The sequence below is a fragment of the Thermomicrobiales bacterium genome (assembly GCA_023954495.1).
In the GTDB taxonomy this organism is placed as follows: Bacteria; Chloroflexota; Chloroflexia; order Thermomicrobiales; family CFX8; genus JAMLIA01.
Map to the genome: position 1 here is coordinate 14,640 of JAMLIA010000004.1, position 20,379 is coordinate 35,018.

General features: G+C 61.3%; 19 protein-coding genes. 12 read left to right on the forward strand and 7 right to left on the reverse strand.

What is annotated here, in order from left to right; genetic code table 11:
• The first annotated feature begins 13 nt into the window (after positions 1 to 13).
• The 5 genes from infC (at position 14) to M9890_01295 (ending at position 2,579) form a co-directional block, all read left to right on the forward strand.
• The gene (gene infC / locus M9890_01275) at positions 14 to 670 is read left to right on the forward strand and encodes a translation initiation factor IF-3 (GenBank protein ID MCO5175594.1); all 657 of its coding nucleotides are present in this window, start codon (positions 14 to 16) and stop codon (positions 668 to 670) included.
• An 80-nt stretch (positions 671 to 750) separates the two neighbouring features.
• Entirely contained in the window at positions 751 to 957 is a 207-nt protein-coding gene (gene rpmI, locus M9890_01280; protein MCO5175595.1) for a 50S ribosomal protein L35, read from the forward strand.
• A gap of 28 nt (positions 958 to 985) precedes the next feature.
• A complete protein-coding gene (gene rplT, locus M9890_01285) occupies positions 986 to 1,345 on the forward strand; it encodes a 50S ribosomal protein L20 (GenBank protein MCO5175596.1) in 360 nt (119 codons plus the stop codon).
• Positions 1,346 to 1,353: 8 nt separating this feature from the next.
• A complete protein-coding gene (locus M9890_01290) occupies positions 1,354 to 2,172 on the forward strand; it encodes an RNA methyltransferase (GenBank protein ID MCO5175597.1) in 819 nt (272 codons plus the stop codon).
• 128 nt (positions 2,173 to 2,300) lie between these two features.
• Positions 2,301 to 2,579, forward strand: coding sequence for an HU family DNA-binding protein (locus tag M9890_01295; protein ID MCO5175598.1), 279 nt, complete (start codon positions 2,301 to 2,303; stop codon positions 2,577 to 2,579).
• 81 nt (positions 2,580 to 2,660) lie between these two features.
• On the opposite strand, the gene plsX is transcribed toward M9890_01295, so the two are convergent.
• The 7 genes from plsX to mtnP form a co-directional block, all read right to left on the reverse strand.
• A complete protein-coding gene (gene plsX, locus M9890_01300) occupies positions 2,661 to 3,698 on the reverse strand; it encodes a phosphate acyltransferase PlsX (protein MCO5175599.1) in 1,038 nt (345 codons plus the stop codon).
• A 69-nt stretch (positions 3,699 to 3,767) separates the two neighbouring features.
• The gene (gyrB, locus tag M9890_01305) at positions 3,768 to 5,696 is read right to left on the reverse strand and encodes a DNA topoisomerase (ATP-hydrolyzing) subunit B (protein ID MCO5175600.1); all 1,929 of its coding nucleotides are present in this window, start codon (positions 5,694 to 5,696) and stop codon (positions 3,768 to 3,770) included.
• Between the two features lie 4 nt (positions 5,697 to 5,700).
• Positions 5,701 to 6,669: a hypothetical protein gene (locus tag M9890_01310; GenBank protein MCO5175601.1), complete on the reverse strand. Its 969-nt coding sequence runs from the start codon at positions 6,667 to 6,669 to the stop codon at positions 5,701 to 5,703.
• The gene (locus M9890_01315; protein ID MCO5175602.1) at positions 6,666 to 7,040 is read right to left on the reverse strand and encodes a metallopeptidase family protein; all 375 of its coding nucleotides are present in this window, start codon (positions 7,038 to 7,040) and stop codon (positions 6,666 to 6,668) included. Before M9890_01315 ends, M9890_01310 begins: the two co-directional genes overlap by 4 nt.
• A 166-nt stretch (positions 7,041 to 7,206) precedes the next feature.
• On the reverse strand, positions 7,207 to 8,865 hold the full coding sequence (locus M9890_01320; GenBank protein MCO5175603.1) for a penicillin-binding protein 2: 1,659 nt from the start codon (positions 8,863 to 8,865) through the stop codon (positions 7,207 to 7,209).
• Positions 8,866 to 10,173 carry an FtsW/RodA/SpoVE family cell cycle protein gene (locus M9890_01325; GenBank protein ID MCO5175604.1) on the reverse strand — a complete coding sequence of 436 codons (1,308 nt, stop codon included), beginning with the start codon at positions 10,171 to 10,173 and terminating at the stop codon, positions 8,866 to 8,868.
• A complete protein-coding gene (gene mtnP, locus M9890_01330; GenBank protein ID MCO5175605.1) occupies positions 10,173 to 11,045 on the reverse strand; it encodes an S-methyl-5'-thioadenosine phosphorylase in 873 nt (290 codons plus the stop codon). Before mtnP ends, M9890_01325 begins: the two co-directional genes overlap by 1 nt.
• Before the next feature lie 141 nt (positions 11,046 to 11,186).
• Between mtnP and M9890_01335 the strand changes: the two genes are divergently transcribed.
• The 7 genes from M9890_01335 (at position 11,187) to M9890_01365 (ending at position 20,367) form a co-directional block, all read left to right on the forward strand.
• Positions 11,187 to 12,563: a hypothetical protein gene (locus M9890_01335; protein MCO5175606.1), complete on the forward strand. Its 1,377-nt coding sequence runs from the start codon at positions 11,187 to 11,189 to the stop codon at positions 12,561 to 12,563.
• The gene (locus tag M9890_01340; protein ID MCO5175607.1) at positions 12,547 to 13,995 is read left to right on the forward strand and encodes an O-antigen ligase family protein; all 1,449 of its coding nucleotides are present in this window, start codon (positions 12,547 to 12,549) and stop codon (positions 13,993 to 13,995) included. Before M9890_01335 ends, M9890_01340 begins: the two co-directional genes overlap by 17 nt.
• Positions 13,928 to 14,872: a GDP-mannose 4,6-dehydratase gene (locus M9890_01345; protein ID MCO5175608.1), complete on the forward strand. Its 945-nt coding sequence runs from the start codon at positions 13,928 to 13,930 to the stop codon at positions 14,870 to 14,872. Before M9890_01340 ends, M9890_01345 begins: the two co-directional genes overlap by 68 nt.
• Positions 14,872 to 16,401: an O-antigen ligase family protein gene (locus tag M9890_01350; protein ID MCO5175609.1), complete on the forward strand. Its 1,530-nt coding sequence runs from the start codon at positions 14,872 to 14,874 to the stop codon at positions 16,399 to 16,401. The genes M9890_01345 and M9890_01350 overlap by 1 nt, the downstream gene beginning before the upstream one ends.
• Entirely contained in the window at positions 16,398 to 17,456 is a 1,059-nt protein-coding gene (locus M9890_01355; protein ID MCO5175610.1) for a flippase-like domain-containing protein, read from the forward strand. Before M9890_01350 ends, M9890_01355 begins: the two co-directional genes overlap by 4 nt.
• Before the next feature lie 5 nt (positions 17,457 to 17,461).
• A complete protein-coding gene (locus M9890_01360) occupies positions 17,462 to 18,574 on the forward strand; it encodes a glycosyltransferase family 4 protein (protein ID MCO5175611.1) in 1,113 nt (370 codons plus the stop codon).
• A 173-nt stretch (positions 18,575 to 18,747) separates the two neighbouring features.
• Positions 18,748 to 20,367 (forward strand): flippase, encoded by a 1,620-nt coding sequence (locus tag M9890_01365; protein MCO5175612.1) that lies wholly within the window; start codon positions 18,748 to 18,750, stop codon positions 20,365 to 20,367.
• The last annotated feature ends 12 nt before the right edge of the window (positions 20,368 to 20,379 follow it).

Sequence of the window (20,379 nt, forward strand, 5' to 3'; positions counted from 1 at the left end):
TTAGGCTTCATCGGTGTCCTGTCTGCAGGAACACAGTGTAATGCTGCCTACGATTACGTGGATTATTCTGAGGAGGTTGGCAATCGGCGCACGACCTGTTCGCGTGAACGAACGAATTCGTATCCGCGAAGTGCGGCTCATTGATGAAGACGGAACGCAGCTTGGGGTGATTCCCACTCGCGAAGCGCTGGATATCGCGCGCGAGAAGGGGCTTGATCTCGTAGAGGTACAGCCCAATGCAGTTCCGCCAGTGTGCCGGCTTATGGATTATGGACGTTTCCGCTACGAAGAGAGCCGTCGCGAGCGCGAGTCCCGCCGCAAGGCGAAGGGCGCAACGCTCAAGGAAGTCCGCATGGCGCCGAAGATCGACGACCATGACATCCAGACGAAGGCGCGCCAGGCGCAGCGGTTTCTCGAAGCCGGTGACAAGGTCAAGATTTCGGTCTTGTTCCGTGGCCGGGAGATGCTCCATCAGGACATTGGTCGAAATCTGCTGCTGCAACTGGTTCAGCAACTGTCTGACATTAGCACGGTAGATCAGGACCCTCGGATGGAGGGGCGTTCGATGTCTGTCATGCTGAGTCCACGCAAGGAGGCTCAGCGCAACGATGCATCTCGTGGCACGTCTGAATCCAGACAGGAACCGGCGGAAGCCGAGACAGCTTCCTGAGCTCGTCGTTGAGTCAGATATGCAGCGGCACCGCAGTGCGGTGCCGTTCCGATGTGCAGTGAGGGTTGGGAGTTCAGGCAATGCCAAAGATGAAGACCAACAAAGGCGCTGCCCGAAGGTTCAAGATCACCGGTTCGGGCAAGATCATGCGCGCCAAAGGAATGAAGAGCCACTTCCGTCGCCGGAAGGCTCCTCGCACTAAGCGCGCGTTCGACCGCATGTTTGAGGTCGCGCCGCAGGATCGCAAGCGCGTGCGACGGCTGCTGCCGTACGGGCTGCCGAAATAGTCGAGTTCGAGACGAGGGAGACTGAGTTATGGCCCGTATCAAGCGCGGCGTCGCTTCGCACAAGAGGCACAAGAAGGTCCTCAATCGCGCCGAAGGATTCCGCGGTACACGCAGTCGGCTGTTCAAGCGTGCCAACGAGGCCGTTATGCGGTCCGGCCAGTACGCCTACCGCGACCGTCGAGTCCGCAAGCGCGACATGCGTCGCCTCTGGATCACCCGTATCAACGCTGCTTCTCGGGAGCATGGCCTGCCGTATGGCCGCTTCATTGAGGGGCTGACGCGCGCTGGTGTTGCGGTCGATCGCAAGATTCTGGCGGACCTGGCAGTTCGCGACAACGCTGCATTCGCGAAGTTCGTTGAGCTTGCCAAGACGCAGCTGAGCCACTGATCTCGACCGTGTCGGACGACAACCGTTCGCCCCAGACTGACGAGATCATTACCAGTGGCGCAAATCCAACGATCAAGCTAGCCCGTTCACTGCACCGGCGAAAATCCCGGGAACGTGAACGGGCAGTTCTTGTTGAAGGACTGCGCAGCATCGAAGCGGCCCTGGAATCCGGCGCTACGCCACGCGCGTTTCTGATCGACGCAGCGCACAGAAACGTCATCCCCGCAAATCTTGTAGAACGCTACGCGCAGCACGCACGTGTCGTCGTCGTCGAGCACGAGCTCTTTCTGTCGGTCACACTCACGGAGCATCCACAACCAGTTGTGGCCCTGGTTTCGATGCCAGACTTGCCGGCTGTTCGGAACGCGTCGCTGGTACTTGCCATTGATGGTGTGCGCGATCCCGGAAACATCGGCACGATGATCCGTTCGGCAGCCGCCGCCGGAGCCGACGCCATCGCGCTATTGCCGGGAAGCGCCGATCCGTTCAATCCGAAAGCCATCCGCGCAACGGCTGGAGCGCTATTCCAGATTCCCCTGCTCCGTGTTGGCTCAGTCGAATTTGCAGTCGATCGTTTATTTACTCAACGTCCGACTGTGGTCATCGCAGATGCCAATGCGGATCGAACCTACGATGCCGTTGACTGGAACGAGCCGACAGTGATTGTCGTTGGCGGTGAGGCATTTGGCGCGTCGGAAGAGTCGCGTACGTACGCGGACTCCACGGTCGCGATTCCGATTCAGCCTGGTGTAGAGTCCTTGAATGCGGGAGTCGCGGCCTCAATCCTGCTGTTTGAAGCAATGCGGCATCGGCGGGTGAGCAAGTAAACCCGCGTACATACGCACAAAGGACCTTGGGTATCCAGGCAACCTGTGCTATAGTCGCCGTCTGACATCCGCCGTGCGTCTCGAACAATAGGCGTCGGCCACTCGACTCAACAGGGAGGCTACGAAGGATGAGGAAGCAGGATCTGGTCAAGAGCGTCGCCGGCAAGGCCAACATGCCAGAGCGGCAGGTTGACTCCATTGTTCAGGCTACGTTCGACGCGATCCGCGACAGTCTCGCTGCGGGCGAAGAGGTAACGATCACCGGCTTCGGCTCGTTCCGCATCTCGGAACGCGGCGCACGCGAGGGACGCAACCCACAGACCGGCGAGCGCATCACGATTCCATCCCGCAAGAGCCCGTCGTTCCGACCGGGTACCCAGCTCAAGCGCGCAGTCAGCGGCGAGTAACTCTCGCCCACCAATCGTCATGCTGGATTCACGCCGATCCTTCAGCTTCGAAGGGTCGGCGTTGTTTTATGCTTCGGGCTCTCAGGATGGAACGGATGTGAGCGCGGCGCTGTTCGATTCAGCTCGCGCCTGGCGCGGCAGCGTGTCGCGCAATCGCGCCGGTAGCTCGTTTCGTGCGGCGTTGTTGGCCGTCTCGATTGCGGCGACAAGCGCTCGCGGTGCCGAGCGTCCGTGCGCAGCGATGACTACACCATTGACGCCCAGGAGCGGCGCACCGCCAATACCATCAAAATCCATCTGCGTTCGCAGCGCGCGGAAGGTCGGACGCAACAGCGCCGCCAGGACCTTCGTTCGCATTGTCGCCGTCAGTTCATCGCGCAAGAGCCGCGCAACGTAGCTGGCAGTTCCCTCAGCGATCTTCAGCGCGACGTTGCCGGTGAAGCCATCCGTGACAGTGACGTGCGGCGGCTTGGACAGCATTTCGTGGCCCTCGACATAGCCGACGAAGTTCAGCACCGACGCCTCGAACAGCTCGCGTGCAGCGCGTGTCAGCGCATCGCCCTTGCCAGGCTCTTCACCATTCGAGAGCAGCGCCACAGCAGGCCGCTGGACGCCGAGAATCGCTTCAACGTATGCCGCCCCAAGATGACCGTGCTGCAGCATGACGTCCGGGCGCGGATCGGTGAACGCGCCGATGTCGAGAACGAATGCCGTCTGCCCTTTCGAGGGAATGCGTGTGCCCAACGCAGGTCGCGACACGCCCGGGATCCGACCGAGGATCATCAGCGACGCTGCCACCAGCGCCCCGCTGTGACCGGCGGAAACGACTGCATCCACTTCACCCTGGCGCATGAGATCCAGCGCCACGCTGATTGAATTGTTGGTCTTGCGGCGGACAGAGAGCGAGGCCGATTCTCCCATGCCGATCGCCTCTTCGGCATGGACGACGCGAAACCTCGTCGTTGAGATATTGAGCCGCCGAAGCTCCGATTCAATCTGGCTCTCGTGACCGACCAGAACTAGCTCAATGTCGGACGACAGCCCCTCGTCGGTTGCTGCTTCGATGTTATGGGCGACGCCGATGTCACCTCCATGGACATCCACTGCGATTCGTGCCAATCGGCGCCTCCACAACAATCGAGCGAACAGGGCTCACCCCGATGCGCTCGCGGACTAACTGAGCCGGGGCTACACATCCAGGTTCTGGACCTGTCGTGCGTGCGTCTGGATAAAGCTCTTCCGTGGCGGTACTGCGTTACCCATCAGCATCTCAAACGTCTCATCGGCCCGCACAGCGTCGTCGATGGTGACTTGCAGCAGCGTGCGCGTATCGACGTTCATCGTCGTTTCCCAGAGCTGTTCCGGGTTCATCTCGCCGAGACCCTTATAGCGCTGGATCTCGACCTTCTTGTCCTTGTAGCCCGCCATGAGCGTATCGAGCTCATCGTCACTATAGACCCAGTGCACTTCCTTGCCGGACTGCACGCGATATAGCGGCGGCTGAGCGATGAAGATCCGACCGTCGGTGATGAGCTGCTCCAGGTGGCGGAAGAAGAACGTCAGCAGCAGCGTACGGATGTGTGCGCCGTCAACGTCAGCATCAGTCATGACGATCACTCGGTGGTATCGGAGCTTCGAAGCGTCGAACTGATCGCCGATGCTCGTGCCGAGCGCAGTAATCAACGAACGAATTTCGGCGTTCTGGAGCATCTTGTCGAGGCGCGCCTTCTCCACATTCAGGATCTTGCCTCGCAGCGGCAAAATCGCCTGATAGCGTCGATCGCGGCCCTGCTTGGCGCTGCCACCGGCCGAGTCGCCCTCAACGATGTAGAGTTCCGACCGAGCCGGGTCGCGCTCTGAGCAGTCCGCCAGTTTGCCTGGCAACGAGAATGTCTCCAGGCTGCCCTTACGCTGCACCAACTCGCGCGCCTTGCGAGCGGCGTCTCGCGCTCGCGCGGCGTTGACGCACTTCTCGACGATCCGCTTGGCAGCCTGCGGATTCTCCTCGAGGTGCTGAGACAGCAACTCGCCAACGACAGAGTTCACCGCGCCGGCCATCGGTGCATTCCCGAGCTTACCCTTTGTCTGGCCCTCGAACTGCGGCTCAGGCAGCTTGACACTGATGACGGCGGTCAGACCCTCGCGAACGTCCTCGCCGGTGAGGCTATCGTCGTTCTCCTTGAGGAATCCGTTCTTCCGCGCGTAGTCATTGATCGTTCGCGTGAGCGCCGAGCGGAAGCCCGTCAGGTGCGTGCCACCATCGACCGTGTTCACGTTGTTGGCGAACGAGTGAATCGACTCGCCGTATGAATCGTTGTATTGAATTGCCGCCTCGACGATGAAATCGCCTATCTCGCGGTTGATGTAGAACGGCTTCGGATGGACGGGGTTCTTCGACTTGTTCAGGTGCCGCACGAACGAGTTGATGCCACCTTCGAAGTAGAAGGTCATCTCTCGATCGGTGCGCTCGTCAATAAAGACGATCCGCAATCCGCGGGTCAGATAGGCAACCTCGCGCAACCGCTGCGCCAGCATGTCGTAGTTGTAGTCGAGCGTGTCGAAGATCGTCGCGTCAGGCATCCACGTCTGGGTTGTGCCACGCAGTGACGGATCGATCTTGGCGACCTTCTTGACCGGCGATGTCGGAATACCCTTACGGTACTCCTGGCGATACAGTCCGCCGTCGCGCCGCACTTCCGAGATCATCCAGTCAGACAAACCATTGACGACGGAGACGCCGACGCCGTGGAGTCCACTGGACATCGCATAGCCGCCCGAGCCGAACTTTCCGCCGGCGTGCAGGACAGTCATCACGACTTCCAGTGCCGACGTGTTCATTTTGGGATGCTTCTTAACCGGAATACCACGACCGTTGTCTTCAACCGTGACGCTGCTGTCAGGGTGAATCGTGATGCGGATCGTGTCGCAGTACCCGCCCAGAGCCTCGTCTACGGCGTTGTCAACCACTTCGGTGATGAGATGATGCAGGCCGCGAATGTCTGTGCTGCCGATGTACATGCCTGGTCGACGGCGCACTGCCTCAAGTCCCTCAAGGACCTCGATGTTGCTTGCGTCGTAGGTTTGCTTCGTTGGTTTCGTATCAACTGTCTGTGCCATAGTGCTATGCACCTTCCTGAAGAGAGATGAGCCCGAGCGACCTCGCTCGATCGCGATAGAACATCATTGCGGCGAGGATCGTTCCGGTTGCCACAAATGCATTGAGAATCACGGCCAGGACTGCCCACTCCGGTCGGCGGGCGATGCTTTCAAGCATGAATGTCAATCCTGTTGAGATCAGCAGCGAGACGCAGATGAATCTGGCGGCCTGCCAGCGGTCACGCCGCACAACGCGGTAGCTCGCCCGGAACGCCGGCAGCACACGCAGGCGATCAACGACAAGGGCGTGGACGACGAAATAGAAATGCACCGCTCCCCAAACGACCGGCACCAGTAGCAGCAACCACAGCAACGCAACACCCTGCAGGCCAAACGCTGCCAGGACGATCGATGCCAGGATCACCGGCAAGCTGACCAGCAGGATCAGCGCAGCGGCGGTGATCGCCGCGGCAACAAAGCGCCACGCGACTGCAAGCAACGAACGCGGACGCACGTTGCTGACGACGTTGCCACTCCCGATTCCTGCTGCCAGAATCAATCTGAAAAACGCAACGAAGATCACGCCAGTAGCAAGGGCGAGTACGATGAACGGCAGGACAAGCAGGTCGCTCGCGACGATGCTGCGCTCGTGCCAACCCGGTATGTCACGCCCCTCGTCCAACAGTGATGAAAGGGCATCAATCTGCAAGCTGGGCGACCCCGATGCAATCAGTTCGAGGATGTTGAATCCTTCCAGGCTTTCGACTTCATCTGCGACGATCGACCAGTTCGATCCACGGTCCCGAATCTCAGATGCAACGTCACCGGCAATTCCACCGACGGTCAATCGTGGAGCAAGCACGAGAACCAACTGCAGGAGAATCAGCGGCAGAACGAGCAATGGCCGACTTGCCGCGATCGCGAACCCCTCACCGAGCAAATCAATCACGCCCGGCAGGTTCGACTCATCCCCGTCGCGGAGGTCATAGCTCATCCCCAGCCATACTTTCGCAGGATCTCTTCGCCGAGACCGAAGTGATGGGCGACCTCGTGGACTACGGTCGTTCGAACCTGATCAACCACCTCAGCGTGCGAGGAGCAGATTCGCTCGATCGGCCGTTGAAAGATGGTGATCTTGTCCGGCATCACCAGGTTATAGGACGAGCTGTGTCGCTCAGTGAGCGGAATGCCTTCGTACAGGCCGAGCAGCGTCCCCCGGTCGATGCCGACGCGATCGAGTTGAGCACGACTTGGCCAAAGCTCAATCGTGACGTCAACGTTTTCCATCAGCTCCAGCAGGTCTGCCGGAAGTGAGTCGAGCGCGGCTACGACCAGGTCTTCAAACTCGTCGGATGCCAGCCGCATTGCCGGTTCCTCCTCCGGTCTGCAACCGTCTAATTATACCGCATTTGGCCATTCGTACGCGAAAATCGCGGCACTTGAAGCCCACTGACAGCATAATCACTGGTCCATATTTACTTGACAGTTGCGCGTCTCGATGTATGCGCGCCCACCTCGCGAGCGCACGATGTTACGGGGTTGTCTCCAGCGCGGCGCGCAGCATCTCACCGCCGATTGGGAGCGCGGTCTCCGAGCCTGGACCGCCATGCTCGACGACAACGGCAACGGCGAGCCGCCGGTCGCCCGCGATGGCGTAGCCGGTGTACCAGGCATGTGGTTCGCCCTCGCCGACCTCGGCGGTACCGGTCTTGCCGCCGATGGTCGCGCCATCGATCTCGATGCCGCTCGCGTATCCAAACTCAGCCGACGACTGCATCAGCCGCTGGATGATTGCAGCCGACTCGGGGCTGATCGCACGCTGACCACCGCCGCCACTGAACTGCTCGATCGTCTTACCCTCGCTGTCAATCACATGATCAACGACGTACGGATCCGGCACGACGCCGTCATTGGCGATCGTCGCCGCTATGAGCGCCATCTGGAGCGGCGTTGCCAGGATCTGGCCCTGCCCGAAGCCGGTGTCAGCCAGCAAGGCTCGATTGTTCAATTCGTCCCTTGTCGACGCGATCTGCGTCTCGGCGGTGGGAATGTCGAAGTCGATTGCTGAGTCGAATCCGAAGCGTTCTGCGTAGTCCAGAAGCGTGTCGCTGCCCAGCTGCAAGCCGATCTGCGCGAACACGACGTTGAGTGACCACGCGTAAGACTCCTCAAGCGTGAAGTCGATCTGGGTCGAGTCCGGCCGATTCGGCTCCTCAATAACGCGGCCATCAACCTCGAACAGGCCGTCGTCGCGGAAGATCGTGTCGGCGTTCGCACGACCGCTATCAACGATCGCCGAAGCCGTCACCGTCTTGAACGTCGATCCCGGATTCAGCAGGCCCTGCGTGGGACGGAACACGAGCGGTGCATCGGGGTTCGCGACCAGTTCCTGCCAGTAGGCACGGATCGCGGCCATTTCCTCTTCGGATTGCTGGCCGGTGTTGGCATAGAGTCGATTCGGATCGAATGACGGCGCTCCGGCCATCGCGAGAACTTCGCCGGTATCTGCGTCCATCAGGACGACCGCCCCGGGGCGGCCGGCGAGCAGTTCGTTAGCCTTTTGCTGCAGGTCAATATCGATCGTCAGTGACAGGTCGTACCCGCGCCGATCCTCATGAATAACGCCGTTGATCCACTCCTGGGCAGGGTTGCCGCCGTCGGTGCCGGACAGGTAGGAGTCATACGCGTCTTCGATATTTGTCGATCCGTAGAGCGCTGGCGAGTAGTAGCCAATCAGCCCGGCGGCCTCGATGTTCGGATACTGACGGACGAACGTACCGTCGGATTGCTCGACCGATTCAGCCAGTACCTGCCCATGACGGTCGGTGATCGCGCCGCGTTGCACCTGCAGGGCGCGCAAACGTTCGCGCGGGTTTGAGACCACTTGCCCGTCGCCTACTTCGGCGCTGCGAGCGGCAATGCGGCCACTCTCGACAATCTGGATCCTGACGAGCTGAACAGAAATCAACGTCACGGCGACGACGAGGAGTGTCGCCCAGCGCAGGACCGTGCGGTTATAGATCGGCAGGCTGGATGTGCCGCGTGGCCACCAGGCAATTGACAACATGACGCCGGCAGCGGCCAGCAGCACCAGCCAGCGCTGATCCGCCTGATCACTCGTTTCGCCGAGTCCGTAAGCGACCACCAGCAGTGCGGCGACGAAGGCGGCAAATCGAAGAAAGGTCGTCATCTAACCTGCCAAATCCGGGTCTGAAATACGCAACAGGAGCCCGATGATGATGAAGTTCGTCAGCAGCGAGCTACCTCCGGCGCTGATAAACGGCAGTGTGATGCCGGTGAGCGGTATGAGTCGTACGGTGCCGCCTACGATGATGAGCGTCTGCACGGCGAGGATCGTAGTCAGGCCGGCGGCGAGGAAGCGCCCAAAGCTATCACGCGCGCGCAACGAGATGGAAAACCCACGGAAGACGAGCAGGACACTGAGCAATAGCACGGCGAGCGTGCCGAAGAGTCCCAACTCCTCGCCGATGGCGGCGAAGATGTAGTCCGAGTGAACCGCCGGGATGAATGCCGGATGTCCCTGCGCCAGGCCGGTGCCGAACAGCTTGCCAGTGGCGAGCGCGTATTCGCCCTGAATCTGCTGGTAGCCAGCATCAACCGGGTCACGCCATGGGTCGAGCCAGTTGGCAACGCGCAACTGCACGCGCCCGAACAGGTTGTAGGCAAGGTAGACACCGATGCCAAATGCACTCAGACCGGCGATCACATACGAGAGGCGTCCGCTGGCCATGTAGAGCATGGCAAGGAAGACACTGAAGAACAGGAGGGCCGTGCCCAGGTCGTTCTGGGCCACGACCACGAGCATCGAGAAGCCCCACATCAGGATCAACGGTAGGAGATATGGAATCGGGGGCAGGCGCAAGGGTCCGAGCCGGTAGGTCGATACGATGAGCTCCTGGTTCTCCGCGAGATAGGCAGCCAGAAACACAACGAGTGCGATCTTCGAGATCTCGGACGACTGGATCGTAAAAGGCCCGACGTCGATCCACAGCCGCGCACCGTAGCGCTCGGTACCAATAATCATCGTCAGCATCATCAGGCCGATTCCGCCGAATGCCCATGTGTACTTGTAGCGGCGGAGCCAGCCGATGCGTCGAACGATCGTCACGACAGCCAGCAGCAAGAACAGTCCTGCGCCGAGATAGATCAGCTGCTGGCGTGCCAGCGTCGCGTAGCTCTCGTCGATCTCCGCCAACGCCGGCGTCAGTCGCTGCATCATCAACAAGCCCAGCCCGCTGATACAGACGACGATCGGAAACAACACCTGATCGCCCTTGAAGCCGGTGATCGTGAACCAGATCGAAATTGCGAAGACGGCTGCGGTATAGGCGATCGACACCCAGATGTCGCGCCAATCCCAGTTCAGGTCGCGCGTTGAGGCGAGATAGATCGTCAGCAGTCCAACCATCGTCATGATGGTCGGAACAACGAGGAGCTGCAGCTCAGTAAATCGGATGCGGGAGAGGATTGCCTTCATCAGCGGTCGTCGATGCGTCGACCAGCAATTGGCAGCAAACGCTCCGCTGTTTGCTCTGGTATCCGGGCGGGATCAGTCACAATGGCATGCTCCAGCGAAGACGTACAGGCAGATGTGCAGGACGGTAACTGTGCCTCGGCAAGCGCGATGACCAGCGTCTGGACAGCCGAAGTCATTGCGTTCAAAGTCTCAACAACTGCGGCGACCGAAACCGCTTCCTCAGTTTCGTGCCACACATCCCAGTCAGTGACCATCGCGAGGCAGGCATAGCAGAGACCGGCCTCGCGGGCCAGCCGGGCCTCCGGCATCGCGGTCATGCCGATGACGCTTCCACCCCACGACCGGAACATCTTCGACTCGGCGCGGGTAGAAAACTGCGGTCCTTCAATACACACATATGTGCCGCCAAGCCTCGTCGACACCGACGTTGTTTCGGCACAGGCCGCCACGTGGCTGGAGAGAGCTGCGCAAAACGGGTCGGCCATCGAGACATGCGCGACGACTCCACCATCGAAGAAGGTTCGATCGCGGTTCACGGTTCGATCGATGATCTGATCGGGAACGACAAACGTGCCCGGAGCCATCGCCTCACTAAGGCTCCCGACAGCGCTGATCGAAACGAGGTGTGTGACGCCGAGAGACTTCAAAGCGTAGATGTTCGCTCGATAGGGCACATCGGTTGGCGAGTGATGATGCCCGATGCCATGTCGGCTCACGAATGCCACGGGTGTGGTGCCAACGGTGCCGACGCTGATCGGCGACGATGGCGCGCCGTACGGTGTCTCGATCTCATGCGATTCTGCCTGGCTGAACGCACTCAGCTGATACAGACCGCTGCCGCCGATAATGCCAAGTCGTGGTGATGTCGACACGTGACTCCCCGATCACTCGCCTGAAGTCTACCCGGTCGCCAGATGACGATTCGACTGTTGGTATAATCTCCAATCCATGCGAACCACAAGCCTGCCACTACAAACGGGTCACGATGCCAGTCAGAGCGATTCAGGTTCGCGATGATTGCAGACATCTCGTCACCTGTGCGTCGCGTCCTGTCGTGGTCGCTCCTGTGTCTGGCGTGCGCCGGCTTTCTCCTACTGGGACTGGCTGAGCGCGATGCGCGCGCTGCCGTGCTCCGACCCGTCCCGGAAGCCCCGCTTCCGTTCGCTCGCCACAAAGTCGTTGGTCTCGATCTTCGCTCGCTCAGCTCACTCGAATCGCTCCAATGGCTACGGGCCGGAGGCGTCGCACCGTATGCGCTGGTGATCGTGCAGGTCGATTCGGACATTGTCACCGCACTCACCCAGCCGGACGACCAACCGACGGCTCTGGCGGCCATGGACGAGATCGTCGCCGCTGCGCAGGGGACACCGCTGGCAGTCTGCCTGTCGCGACCGGTCGTTGCCGTCGGCGGGTTGGCTATCGCGCAGGCGGTGGCCGAAGCCCTCGTTGAACGCTACCCGGGTGCAATCGCCTACGTCCTCGGTTGTGGGATCGAAAATAGCGCCGAGTGGCATCGCGACCTGTCCAGAGCAATCCGCGGCGAAGACTCGGCACTCGCCCCGGATGTCCTCATCCCGCTATCGGCCGGCGCGACGCTAACGCTATTCAACACCCCCGACGACGACGCACTCGGCAGCTCGGACATTCTCGGTCGTCTGCCCGGCACCGACCGCTACTCGGCGGCGCTGGTAGCGCTAACTCGACCAGCCGACGAAGCGCTGGTCACTCACGCCCGTGAAGCGATCACGAACGTGGCGGCGTTGGCACTCGTCCTCGTTCAGCCCGAGCGAAGCATCGATCCAGCAGCACTGAGTGCATCGTTCAACGCCGTCGGTCTGAACTCGGCGCAGTTGCCTGAGGGATTCTCCAGCGTGACCGCTCCGGGCGTCGCAGCCGATGGCGACTGGATTCTGTCAACGGTTGGCACCGTCCCATACGCACGCACAACAACGAATGCGGCAATCGCGCTGGAGTTCGTCGGCACGAACGTGTTCGTCCAGGCGCTCACATCTCCGGATGGTGGAACCCTGTTGGCATGGATCGATCCGCCCGCTGACGATCCAACCGCCGCGCCGATCGCGCGCATTGACCTGGAGGACGATCAGGCATCTGACACGACCATCCAGATTGCGACCGGACTTCCCGGACAACGGCATCGCCTGATACTTGCAGCCGAGAATGCTGACGGGCAGAGTGTTTCAGTGTCCGGGGTCGTCGTGACCGGCCAGGCAGCTGCCGAGCCGATCGCCAATCTGGCGGCGACAGCGCTGCTCGTCATCGCAGTCCTGGCGCTTTCAGAGCGAGCGCTGGCCAACATCCGCTCAATCCGGGAGAACGAGCAGCAACGCCCCACTCGCGCAATCGGACACCCGCGTGTCTTTAAGCGCTAGCGATCTTCGATCGCAGGCTCGGGAGATCGTCATCGCGGCGGACGTCGTCGCTGTGATTGCGTTGTGTGGTGTGTTGAACGCGCCGCTGCCGATCGTTGCCTTGCTGTGGCTGATGATCGCGTTCGCGGCATTTGTATCGCCGGTAGCCGTTCTCGCTGCCACCGTCGTGACGCTGCCGTGGTTCTTCCATCCGATCGCGGTCGGAAGCGCGCAGTTCCCGGCGTCCGAACTCTTGCTCGCCGCTGCGGCCTCAGGACTCGGCGCGCAATACGCCATCGCGCTGATCTTCGGGACGCCTTCGATACGCAAAGCCGGACTCACCCGCATCCGTGACACGATCACGTCACGGTTGTTCGTGCTCATTACGGCGCTCACGGTGGTTGGCGTTCTCCTCGCCATACGGCCATTCGACATGGCGCATCGAGCTGATAGCCTGCGTGAATGGCGCTGGACGCTTGCCGGTCCGATGATCCTCGTTGGGGCACTGCTGCTGTCAGCCGGGCGATACCGCCGCCTGATCGCGTGGGCGTTTATCGTCGGGGCGCTCGCTGCCGCCGCCCAGGGGCTTGGCGACTACCTGATCGGCGGAGGCGTCCAGGTTGAAGGCGTCCGGCGTGTCGCCGGTCCATTCCCGCATCCCAATGCGCTGGCGCTGTATGTCGCGCGTACCGCGGTATTCGTGGCTGGCTGGTGGGTGCTGGACGCACGTATGCGTCGCGTGCTGCTTCCTGTCGGTCTCATCCTCGCTGCGGCTGCCGTGGCCACGCTTTCACGCGGAGCGCTGCTGGCGATTGGCATTGTCGGTCTGCTGATCCTGCTGCGCGCGCCGCGCATGTTGCGCGTCGGCGGCTATGCGCTCGGCGGAGTAACTACAGTCGCGCTCCTCGTCGTCGCGCGCGACCGGATGCTCGATCTCTTCTCAGGTGGCAGCGGTTCGCTACGGTTATCGATCTGGGAATCGGCACTCAATATGATTGTCGACCGGCCATTCCGGGGCTATGGCAACGATCAATTCCTCTATGCGTATCTGCCACGCTACATTGATCCGACTGCCTGGAGTGAGCGATTTACCGCGCACGCGCACAACTTCATCCTCGATTTCTGGATTCGTCTCGGTATAATCGGCGTCGCATTTGCGCTGCTCGCGGCCCTCGCGTGTACGATAGGTGCGGTGCGTGTGGCAGTTGCGACCGATCACGAAGATGCCATCGCGGGCGCAGCGCTGTTCGGACTGCTCGCTGTTGTCATCCACGGTCTGGTCGACAACGCGTATTTCACGCACGACCTGGCAATGTCAGCCTGGATCCTCGCCTGGCTCGCCTTTGGAGCACGGAGCGGCGGAGAACGAGAGGAACTCTTCCCGGATGCGCGTTCTGGTAGCTGGCGGAGCTGGATTCATCGGTTCTCACCTCGCAGAGGGCCTGCTCAATGACGGCCTTGACGTCGTCATCGTCGATAGTTTCATAACCGGACGGCGCATCAACCTGAGCACGTTCGCCGACCACCCTCGGCTGACCATTGTTGAGCAGGACATTGTCGAGCCGTTCAACATTGGCCACGTCGATCAGATATTCCACCTCGCCAGCCCTGCGAGCCCGGTTGGCTACATGCGCCATCCGATCGAGACGCACCTCGTCAACTCAGTCGGCACGCTCAATCTGCTGCGCATCGCCAAGAGCACTGGGGCCTCATTCCTGTACACCTCGACGAGCGAAGCCTATGGGAACCCAACTGTGCATCCGCAGACCGAAGACTATTTCGGCAACGTCAACCCGATCGGACCGCGCTCCTGCTACGACGAAAGCAAGCGATTCGGAGAGTCGATCACGATGGAGTTCGTCCGCCAGTGGGGTCTCGATGCGCGGATCGTGCGCATCTTCAACACCTACGGACCACGAACTGATCCCGAGGATGGGCGAGTCATCCCTAGCTTCATCTCGCTGGCTGAAGACCGCAAGCCGCTGGTGATTTTTGGCGATGGCTCCCAGACCAGATCTCTGTGTTACGTCTCTGATCTGGTTCGGGCATTGCGGCTGGCCATGGTGACTCCGGGCACGCAAGGCGAAGTCATCAACCTCGGCAACCCTGACGAACGGACTATTCTGGAGATCGCAACGATCATCAGTGAACGATGCGGTTCGGATGCCGGAATGCGCTTCGAGCCGGCGCGGCAGGACGATCCCGATCGCCGCCGGCCCGACATCTCGAAGGCAACCCGCTTGCTGGGCTGGCAGCCGGAGGTTGAGCTGGACGCGGGTCTCACCCAAACGATTGACTACTTCCGTACGGTGGAACGCATCGCGGGATAATGGCAACGTCTGCGGCCCGCGTCGCCCTGCCTGCGCCCGGAACGCGTCTGCCGCTCGTTGTCGGCGTTGCCACCGCGGCGACGGCACTCGCAAGCTCACTCATTTCGCCGCTGCTGATGCCGATCGTCGCCGCTATGGCGATCCTGGCCATTGTCCTCCTGCGCTATCCGTGGCTGAGCGTCGCTCTCCTGGTCGCCAGCGTCCCAGTTCAGCAGATCGGTGCCGTGTCAGGGCTAACCGCAACGCGCGTTGCTCTGCTCGTCGCTATTGCGTGCACCGCTGCATCACTTCTGGTTGCGCGTGAGTCGCTTCGCGGGACGCGGCTGGTCATTCCGTTTCTGACCCTACTGACGTGGATGGGATTTACAATCGCGATCGCGAATCACCCGGGTGCTGCAGCGGCGGAGCTCTTTCGCTGGTCGACGGCGCTCGTCGCGTTTGTGCTAGTGATGCACTTCCTGTTAACCGGAAGCCGCAACCGAATCCTCGGCTTTGTGGCTGCGATCGCAATCGCTGGCGCGTTAGAGTCGCTGGCCGGAACCGTGCTTGGTCTCATCGGGTTTGGCCCCGCGAGCTTCGCCGTTGCCGGCTCGATTTCGCGCGCGTACGGTTCCTTTGGCCGACCAAATTCATTTGCCGGATTCCTGGAGATGTCGCTGTTTCCGGCGCTGTGGCTGGCCGTCTACATGCTGTCGCAGGTGTGGACCGACCTTCGCGACTACCGTGTCGCGCGACTGCGCGGGTTTGCGACCAGCCGCGAACAGCGCAAGAAGCTACTCTGGTCGAGCGCGATCTTCGCGCTGTTGGGCGGGTCGGCTGCCGTCATGTTGCTCGGCGTGCTGATCAGCTTCTCACGCGGGGCGTGGCTCGGCGTTGCTGCAGGTCTCGCTGTATCGGGGCTTCTCGCGTTGCGCCATCGCGTCGTGCTCGTCATCGCAGCCGCGCCCATCGTCACACTCCTCGGGCTGCTGGTTCTGGCGTCCATCGCGCCAGCATCGCTCACCGACCGCCTGGCCTCAATTGCTGACGAAGCCCGACCGTTCAACGCCGCATCCATTCCGATCACGCCGGAGAACTTTGCGGTTGTCGAGCGAATGGCGCATTGGCAGGCCGGCTGGAACATGTTCGAGGATCACCCGTTAACCGGCGTTGGTATTGGCAACTTCAACGCCAGATATCCGGACTACTTCGTGCGGACGGAGTTCCGCTATTCGCAGGGTCACGCGCACAACTACTACATCCATACATTGGCAGAGACAGGCATGATCGGGCTGGTTCTCTATCTGACGCTTGCAGGCAGTTTCCTGATCCTCGCTGCGATGGTCGCAGTTCGATCCACTGATTTGATGGCACGGTTTGTGGCTATCGGAGCGGCAGGAACAATGACGGCGGTCTACGTACACAACGTGTTCGAGGACCTGCATGTTCTCAATCTTGGCATTCTGATTAGCTCTGCCTGGGCGTTGGCAGTCGTCGCGCATCGACTGTCGCGCGCGAGCGTGACAGACGTGGAATACTCGCCGGAATGACGTACGACGCATCCATCATTGAAGAGAACCAGCCGGTTTCGCTCAGCGTGTCCGGAGAAGCTGACCAGACGCACTCGCAGCCGCCATCGATTGGCGAGCGTCTGCGTTCGCCGCAAACCATCATTTCGTTCATCATCGCGTTTGCGCTGATCTACTTCATCTTCACCCAGCTCAATATCAACATCGCCGATGTCTGGTCGCAGATTCGCAATGCGAACCCGTTCTATCTCTTCCTCGGATTCGCGGCCTACTACGGCTCATTCCCATTCCGGGCGGCACGCTGGCGGCGGTTATTGAAGAACGCCGGTATCAGCGAAGAGACGGGCTACGCAATCCCGAATACCAAGGGATTGACCGAAATCTACGTCCTTGGCTGGTTTGCTAACTGCGTCGTGCCGGCCAAGCTCGGAGATGCCTACCGCGGTTATCTGCTCAAGAAGCACGCTGGACCGTCATTCAGCCGAACACTCGGCACGATCTTCGCCGAGCGACTGCTCGATGTCGTCGCGCTCGTTGTCATCATGATGCTGTCGGCGCTGTTCGTGTTCCACGGCAGCGTGCCTTCGTCGTTGCGACCCTGGTTTGTCGTAGGTGCGGTGCTGGTTGTCATCGGCATCGGCGGGCTGATCGCATTGATGACGGCAAGCCATCACCTGCAACGGCTGGTGCCGCAGCGCTTCCGGCAGAACTACATCACCCTGGCCGATGGCATCGTTACGTCGTTTTCGCGCTCCGGTTTCGTGGCCATCGCCTCACTGACCGTTTTCGTCTGGCTGCTTGAAGGCGTGCGCGTGTATTTTGGTGCGCAGGCGATCGGGGTGGATCTCTCCATCTCGGCCGCCCTCTTTGTCGCCCTGCTCGCCAGCCTGCTGACGACCGTTCCGTTCACACCGGCCGGCATGGGCTTTGTCGAGGGCGGGACTGTTCTCGCTGTTAAGCTCTTCGGTGTCACTGCCGCCCAGGCAACCGCTGTCGCCATCATTGATCGCACAATCGCCAGTTATAGTGTTGTGATCATTGGTGGGCTGCTGTACTTCATCACCAAGCGCAAGTAGCTGCGATGCGAATCGCCTACGACGCAACCGCTGCCGCTACCCAGATTGCCGGCGTCGGTCGCTATGCCCGCGAGCTACTTCGTGAGCTGGTCACGCTCGAGCCATCCGACAGTTTCCAGGTCGTGTGTGCTGCCGACCGCTCCCAAGGCAACGAGTTGCTCGATTCACTCCCTCCCGGCGCTGCGCGGACTGTTCGCATGATCCCGGGCGGCTATCGCTGGTCGACCGTTTTTTGGCAACGCCTCCGTATGCCGCTTCCAGTTGATGTCCTGATCAACAACGTCGATGTCTTTCACGCCACTGACTTCGTCGCGCCACCGACCCGGATGCCGCTGGTCACGACGGTTCACGATCTTTCGTTCCTCCGCGTACCTGAATTCGGCGACGAACGACTGGTGCGCTACCTGACCAACACGGTTCCGCGGACACTGGCGCGAAGTGCTCAGATCATTGCCGTATCCGCGTCAGTGGCTGTCGAGATCGCTGAGTCATATCCCGATGTGCGCGAGCGGGTCGTCGCGATACCGAACGGCGTCCGATTGCCGACCGGGCCGATGGTTCGCACCGTTCCAGACGAACCCGTCGTGCTGATTGTCGGAACCGTTGAGCCTCGCAAGAATCATCTCGCGCTGATAGCGGCGATGGACGAGGTGCGGACGCACGTGCCCGAAGCGAAGCTGGTCGTCGTCGGACGCGCTGGCTGGAAGTCAGATCGCATCGTCGAGGCAATTTGCGCCGCGGAACAGCAGGGCTGGGCTACCTGGCTTGATTCAGCTACTGATGACCAGCTTGAGGACGCTTTCGCCCGCGCATCGGTGTTCGCCTACCCCTCCTGGTACGAGGGCTTTGGTTTGCCGGTGCTTGAGGCCATGGCGCGTGGCGTCCCGGTCGTAGCTGGCGACATCCCCGTCTTGCGCGAGGTCGGAGGTGACGCTGCGTCCTACGCCAGCCCTGCGAACCCATCTGAGATTGCCGACCGTATCACGACACTGCTTCAGGGCACAGCTGACCGCGAAGAGTTCGGATCGCGCGGGCTCTCGCAAGCAGCAGGCTATAGTTGGCGACGGACCGCAGAGGCGACACGGCGAGTCTACGCACGAGCAATCGAAATGAGCTAATGGCCGAACGCGACTCTCCCCCCACGACACAACCCGACGACAGCGCGCAGGATCAGGGATTCTGGGACCGGCACGCGAAATTGTCGATCCTCCTGATCGCTGGTGTATTTTATGTCGTGTTGCTCGGGATGTGCTTCGTTGTGTTTGCCTGGCTCTGGCTTCGCGCATAGACCATGGCAGAGTTGCTCACGAATCCAACGATCATCGTCTGCGGCGTCATCGTCTCATTCGTGGCCCTCATCGTCGGCGGCTGGAGCGTCACGATAGCCCCCGGCGCAACAGCGAAACGCGACGAGGATGCCGTCCGACGAATCGCCCGCAACAGCGCCGTCCCAATCGCATCGCAGCTCGTCGTCCGTTTCGTCGATCTGGCTGTCGCCATTGTGATCCTGCGCCTGCTCGGCCCGGTCGGCAACGGTCGCTACGCCGTAGCCGTGATTGTCTGGCTCTATGTCAAGACGATCTCCGACTTCGGCTTGAGCCTGCTCGCGACGCGTGACGTCGCCCGCGACCCAACCCTCGCCGGGCGCATCACCGGCTCGACGACACTGCTCCGGATCGCGGTTCTGGCAGCCGCGACGATCCCCGCCGGTGGCTACCTGCTGCTTGGATACCAGCGCGGCGATCTCGCAGGCGATTCGGTCACCGCCGCGTTGCTGCTCCTCGCGTCGATCATTCCGAGCAGCTTCACCGAGGCGGTCAATTCAGTCCTGAACGGCCTCGAACGCATGACCGTCGCCGCCTGGCTCAACGTGACGGTGAGTGTGTCGAAGGCACCGCTTGTCGTCCTCCTTGCCGCCTCCCACCTTGAGGTGGTTGGCGTCGCAGTGGCCGCGCTGATCGCCTCGTCAGCGTCTGCCGTACTCTATGCACGGGCGTACCGGATGATCGTTCGCGATCGCATCATCTGGTCGCTCGATCGCCACACTGCCGTCAGGCTGGCCCGCGAGAGTTGGCCGCTCCTGGCCGGAGCACTCCTCGTCAACCTGTTCTTTCGCGTAGACGTCTTCCTCGTCCAGTCTTTTCAGGGCGACCGCGAGCTTGGCCTCTATGACGCGGCCTACAAGCTGATCAACCTGGTGACGATCATTCCGGCCTACGTGACGCTGGCCATGTTCCCGGCGCTCGCTGTTCGTGGCGGTGACATGGCGCAGCTCCGCCGCGTGCAGCGCCTGGCGGTGCATTTGCTGGTCTGGCTGGCGTGGGGCATCGTGGCGGTCGTCGTCGGGGGTGCAGAGCTGGCGATCCACGTGCTTGCTGGTCGCGATTATCTGCCCGAGGCGTCGACGCTGCTCCAGATTCTCATCCTGTTCGCCCCGCTCTCGTTCCTGAACGGCATCGTCCAGTACGTGCTGGTGGCGATGAACGAGCAACGTCGGATCGTGCCGGTGTTCGGGCTGGCAGTGGCGTTCAACCTTGGTCTCAATCTGCTCCTGATCCCGACTCACGGTGCACGCGGCGCAGCCATCGTCACTGTCGCCACCGAGCTGGTCATCTTCGGCACGTTCTTCGTTGCAACACACCGAACTGCCCTGCCCCTGCGGTTCGACGACCTCCGCCCGCTGTGGAAACCAACGGTCGCGGGTGTCCTTGCTGGAGCGGTCAGCTACGAAACGGCGGCCGAAGCGGGCCCCTTCTTTGGGGCGATTGCCGGGGGGGCCGTGTTTCTAACACTCACTCTGGTGACGCGTGTATTCGGCCCAGAAGAACGCCAGATCCTACTTCGTGCAGTCGGACGCGGGCGTACGGACGTCGTTGCCGAAACCCCACCCACGCAGGCCGGCTCGCCTTGACACCCAATCGAC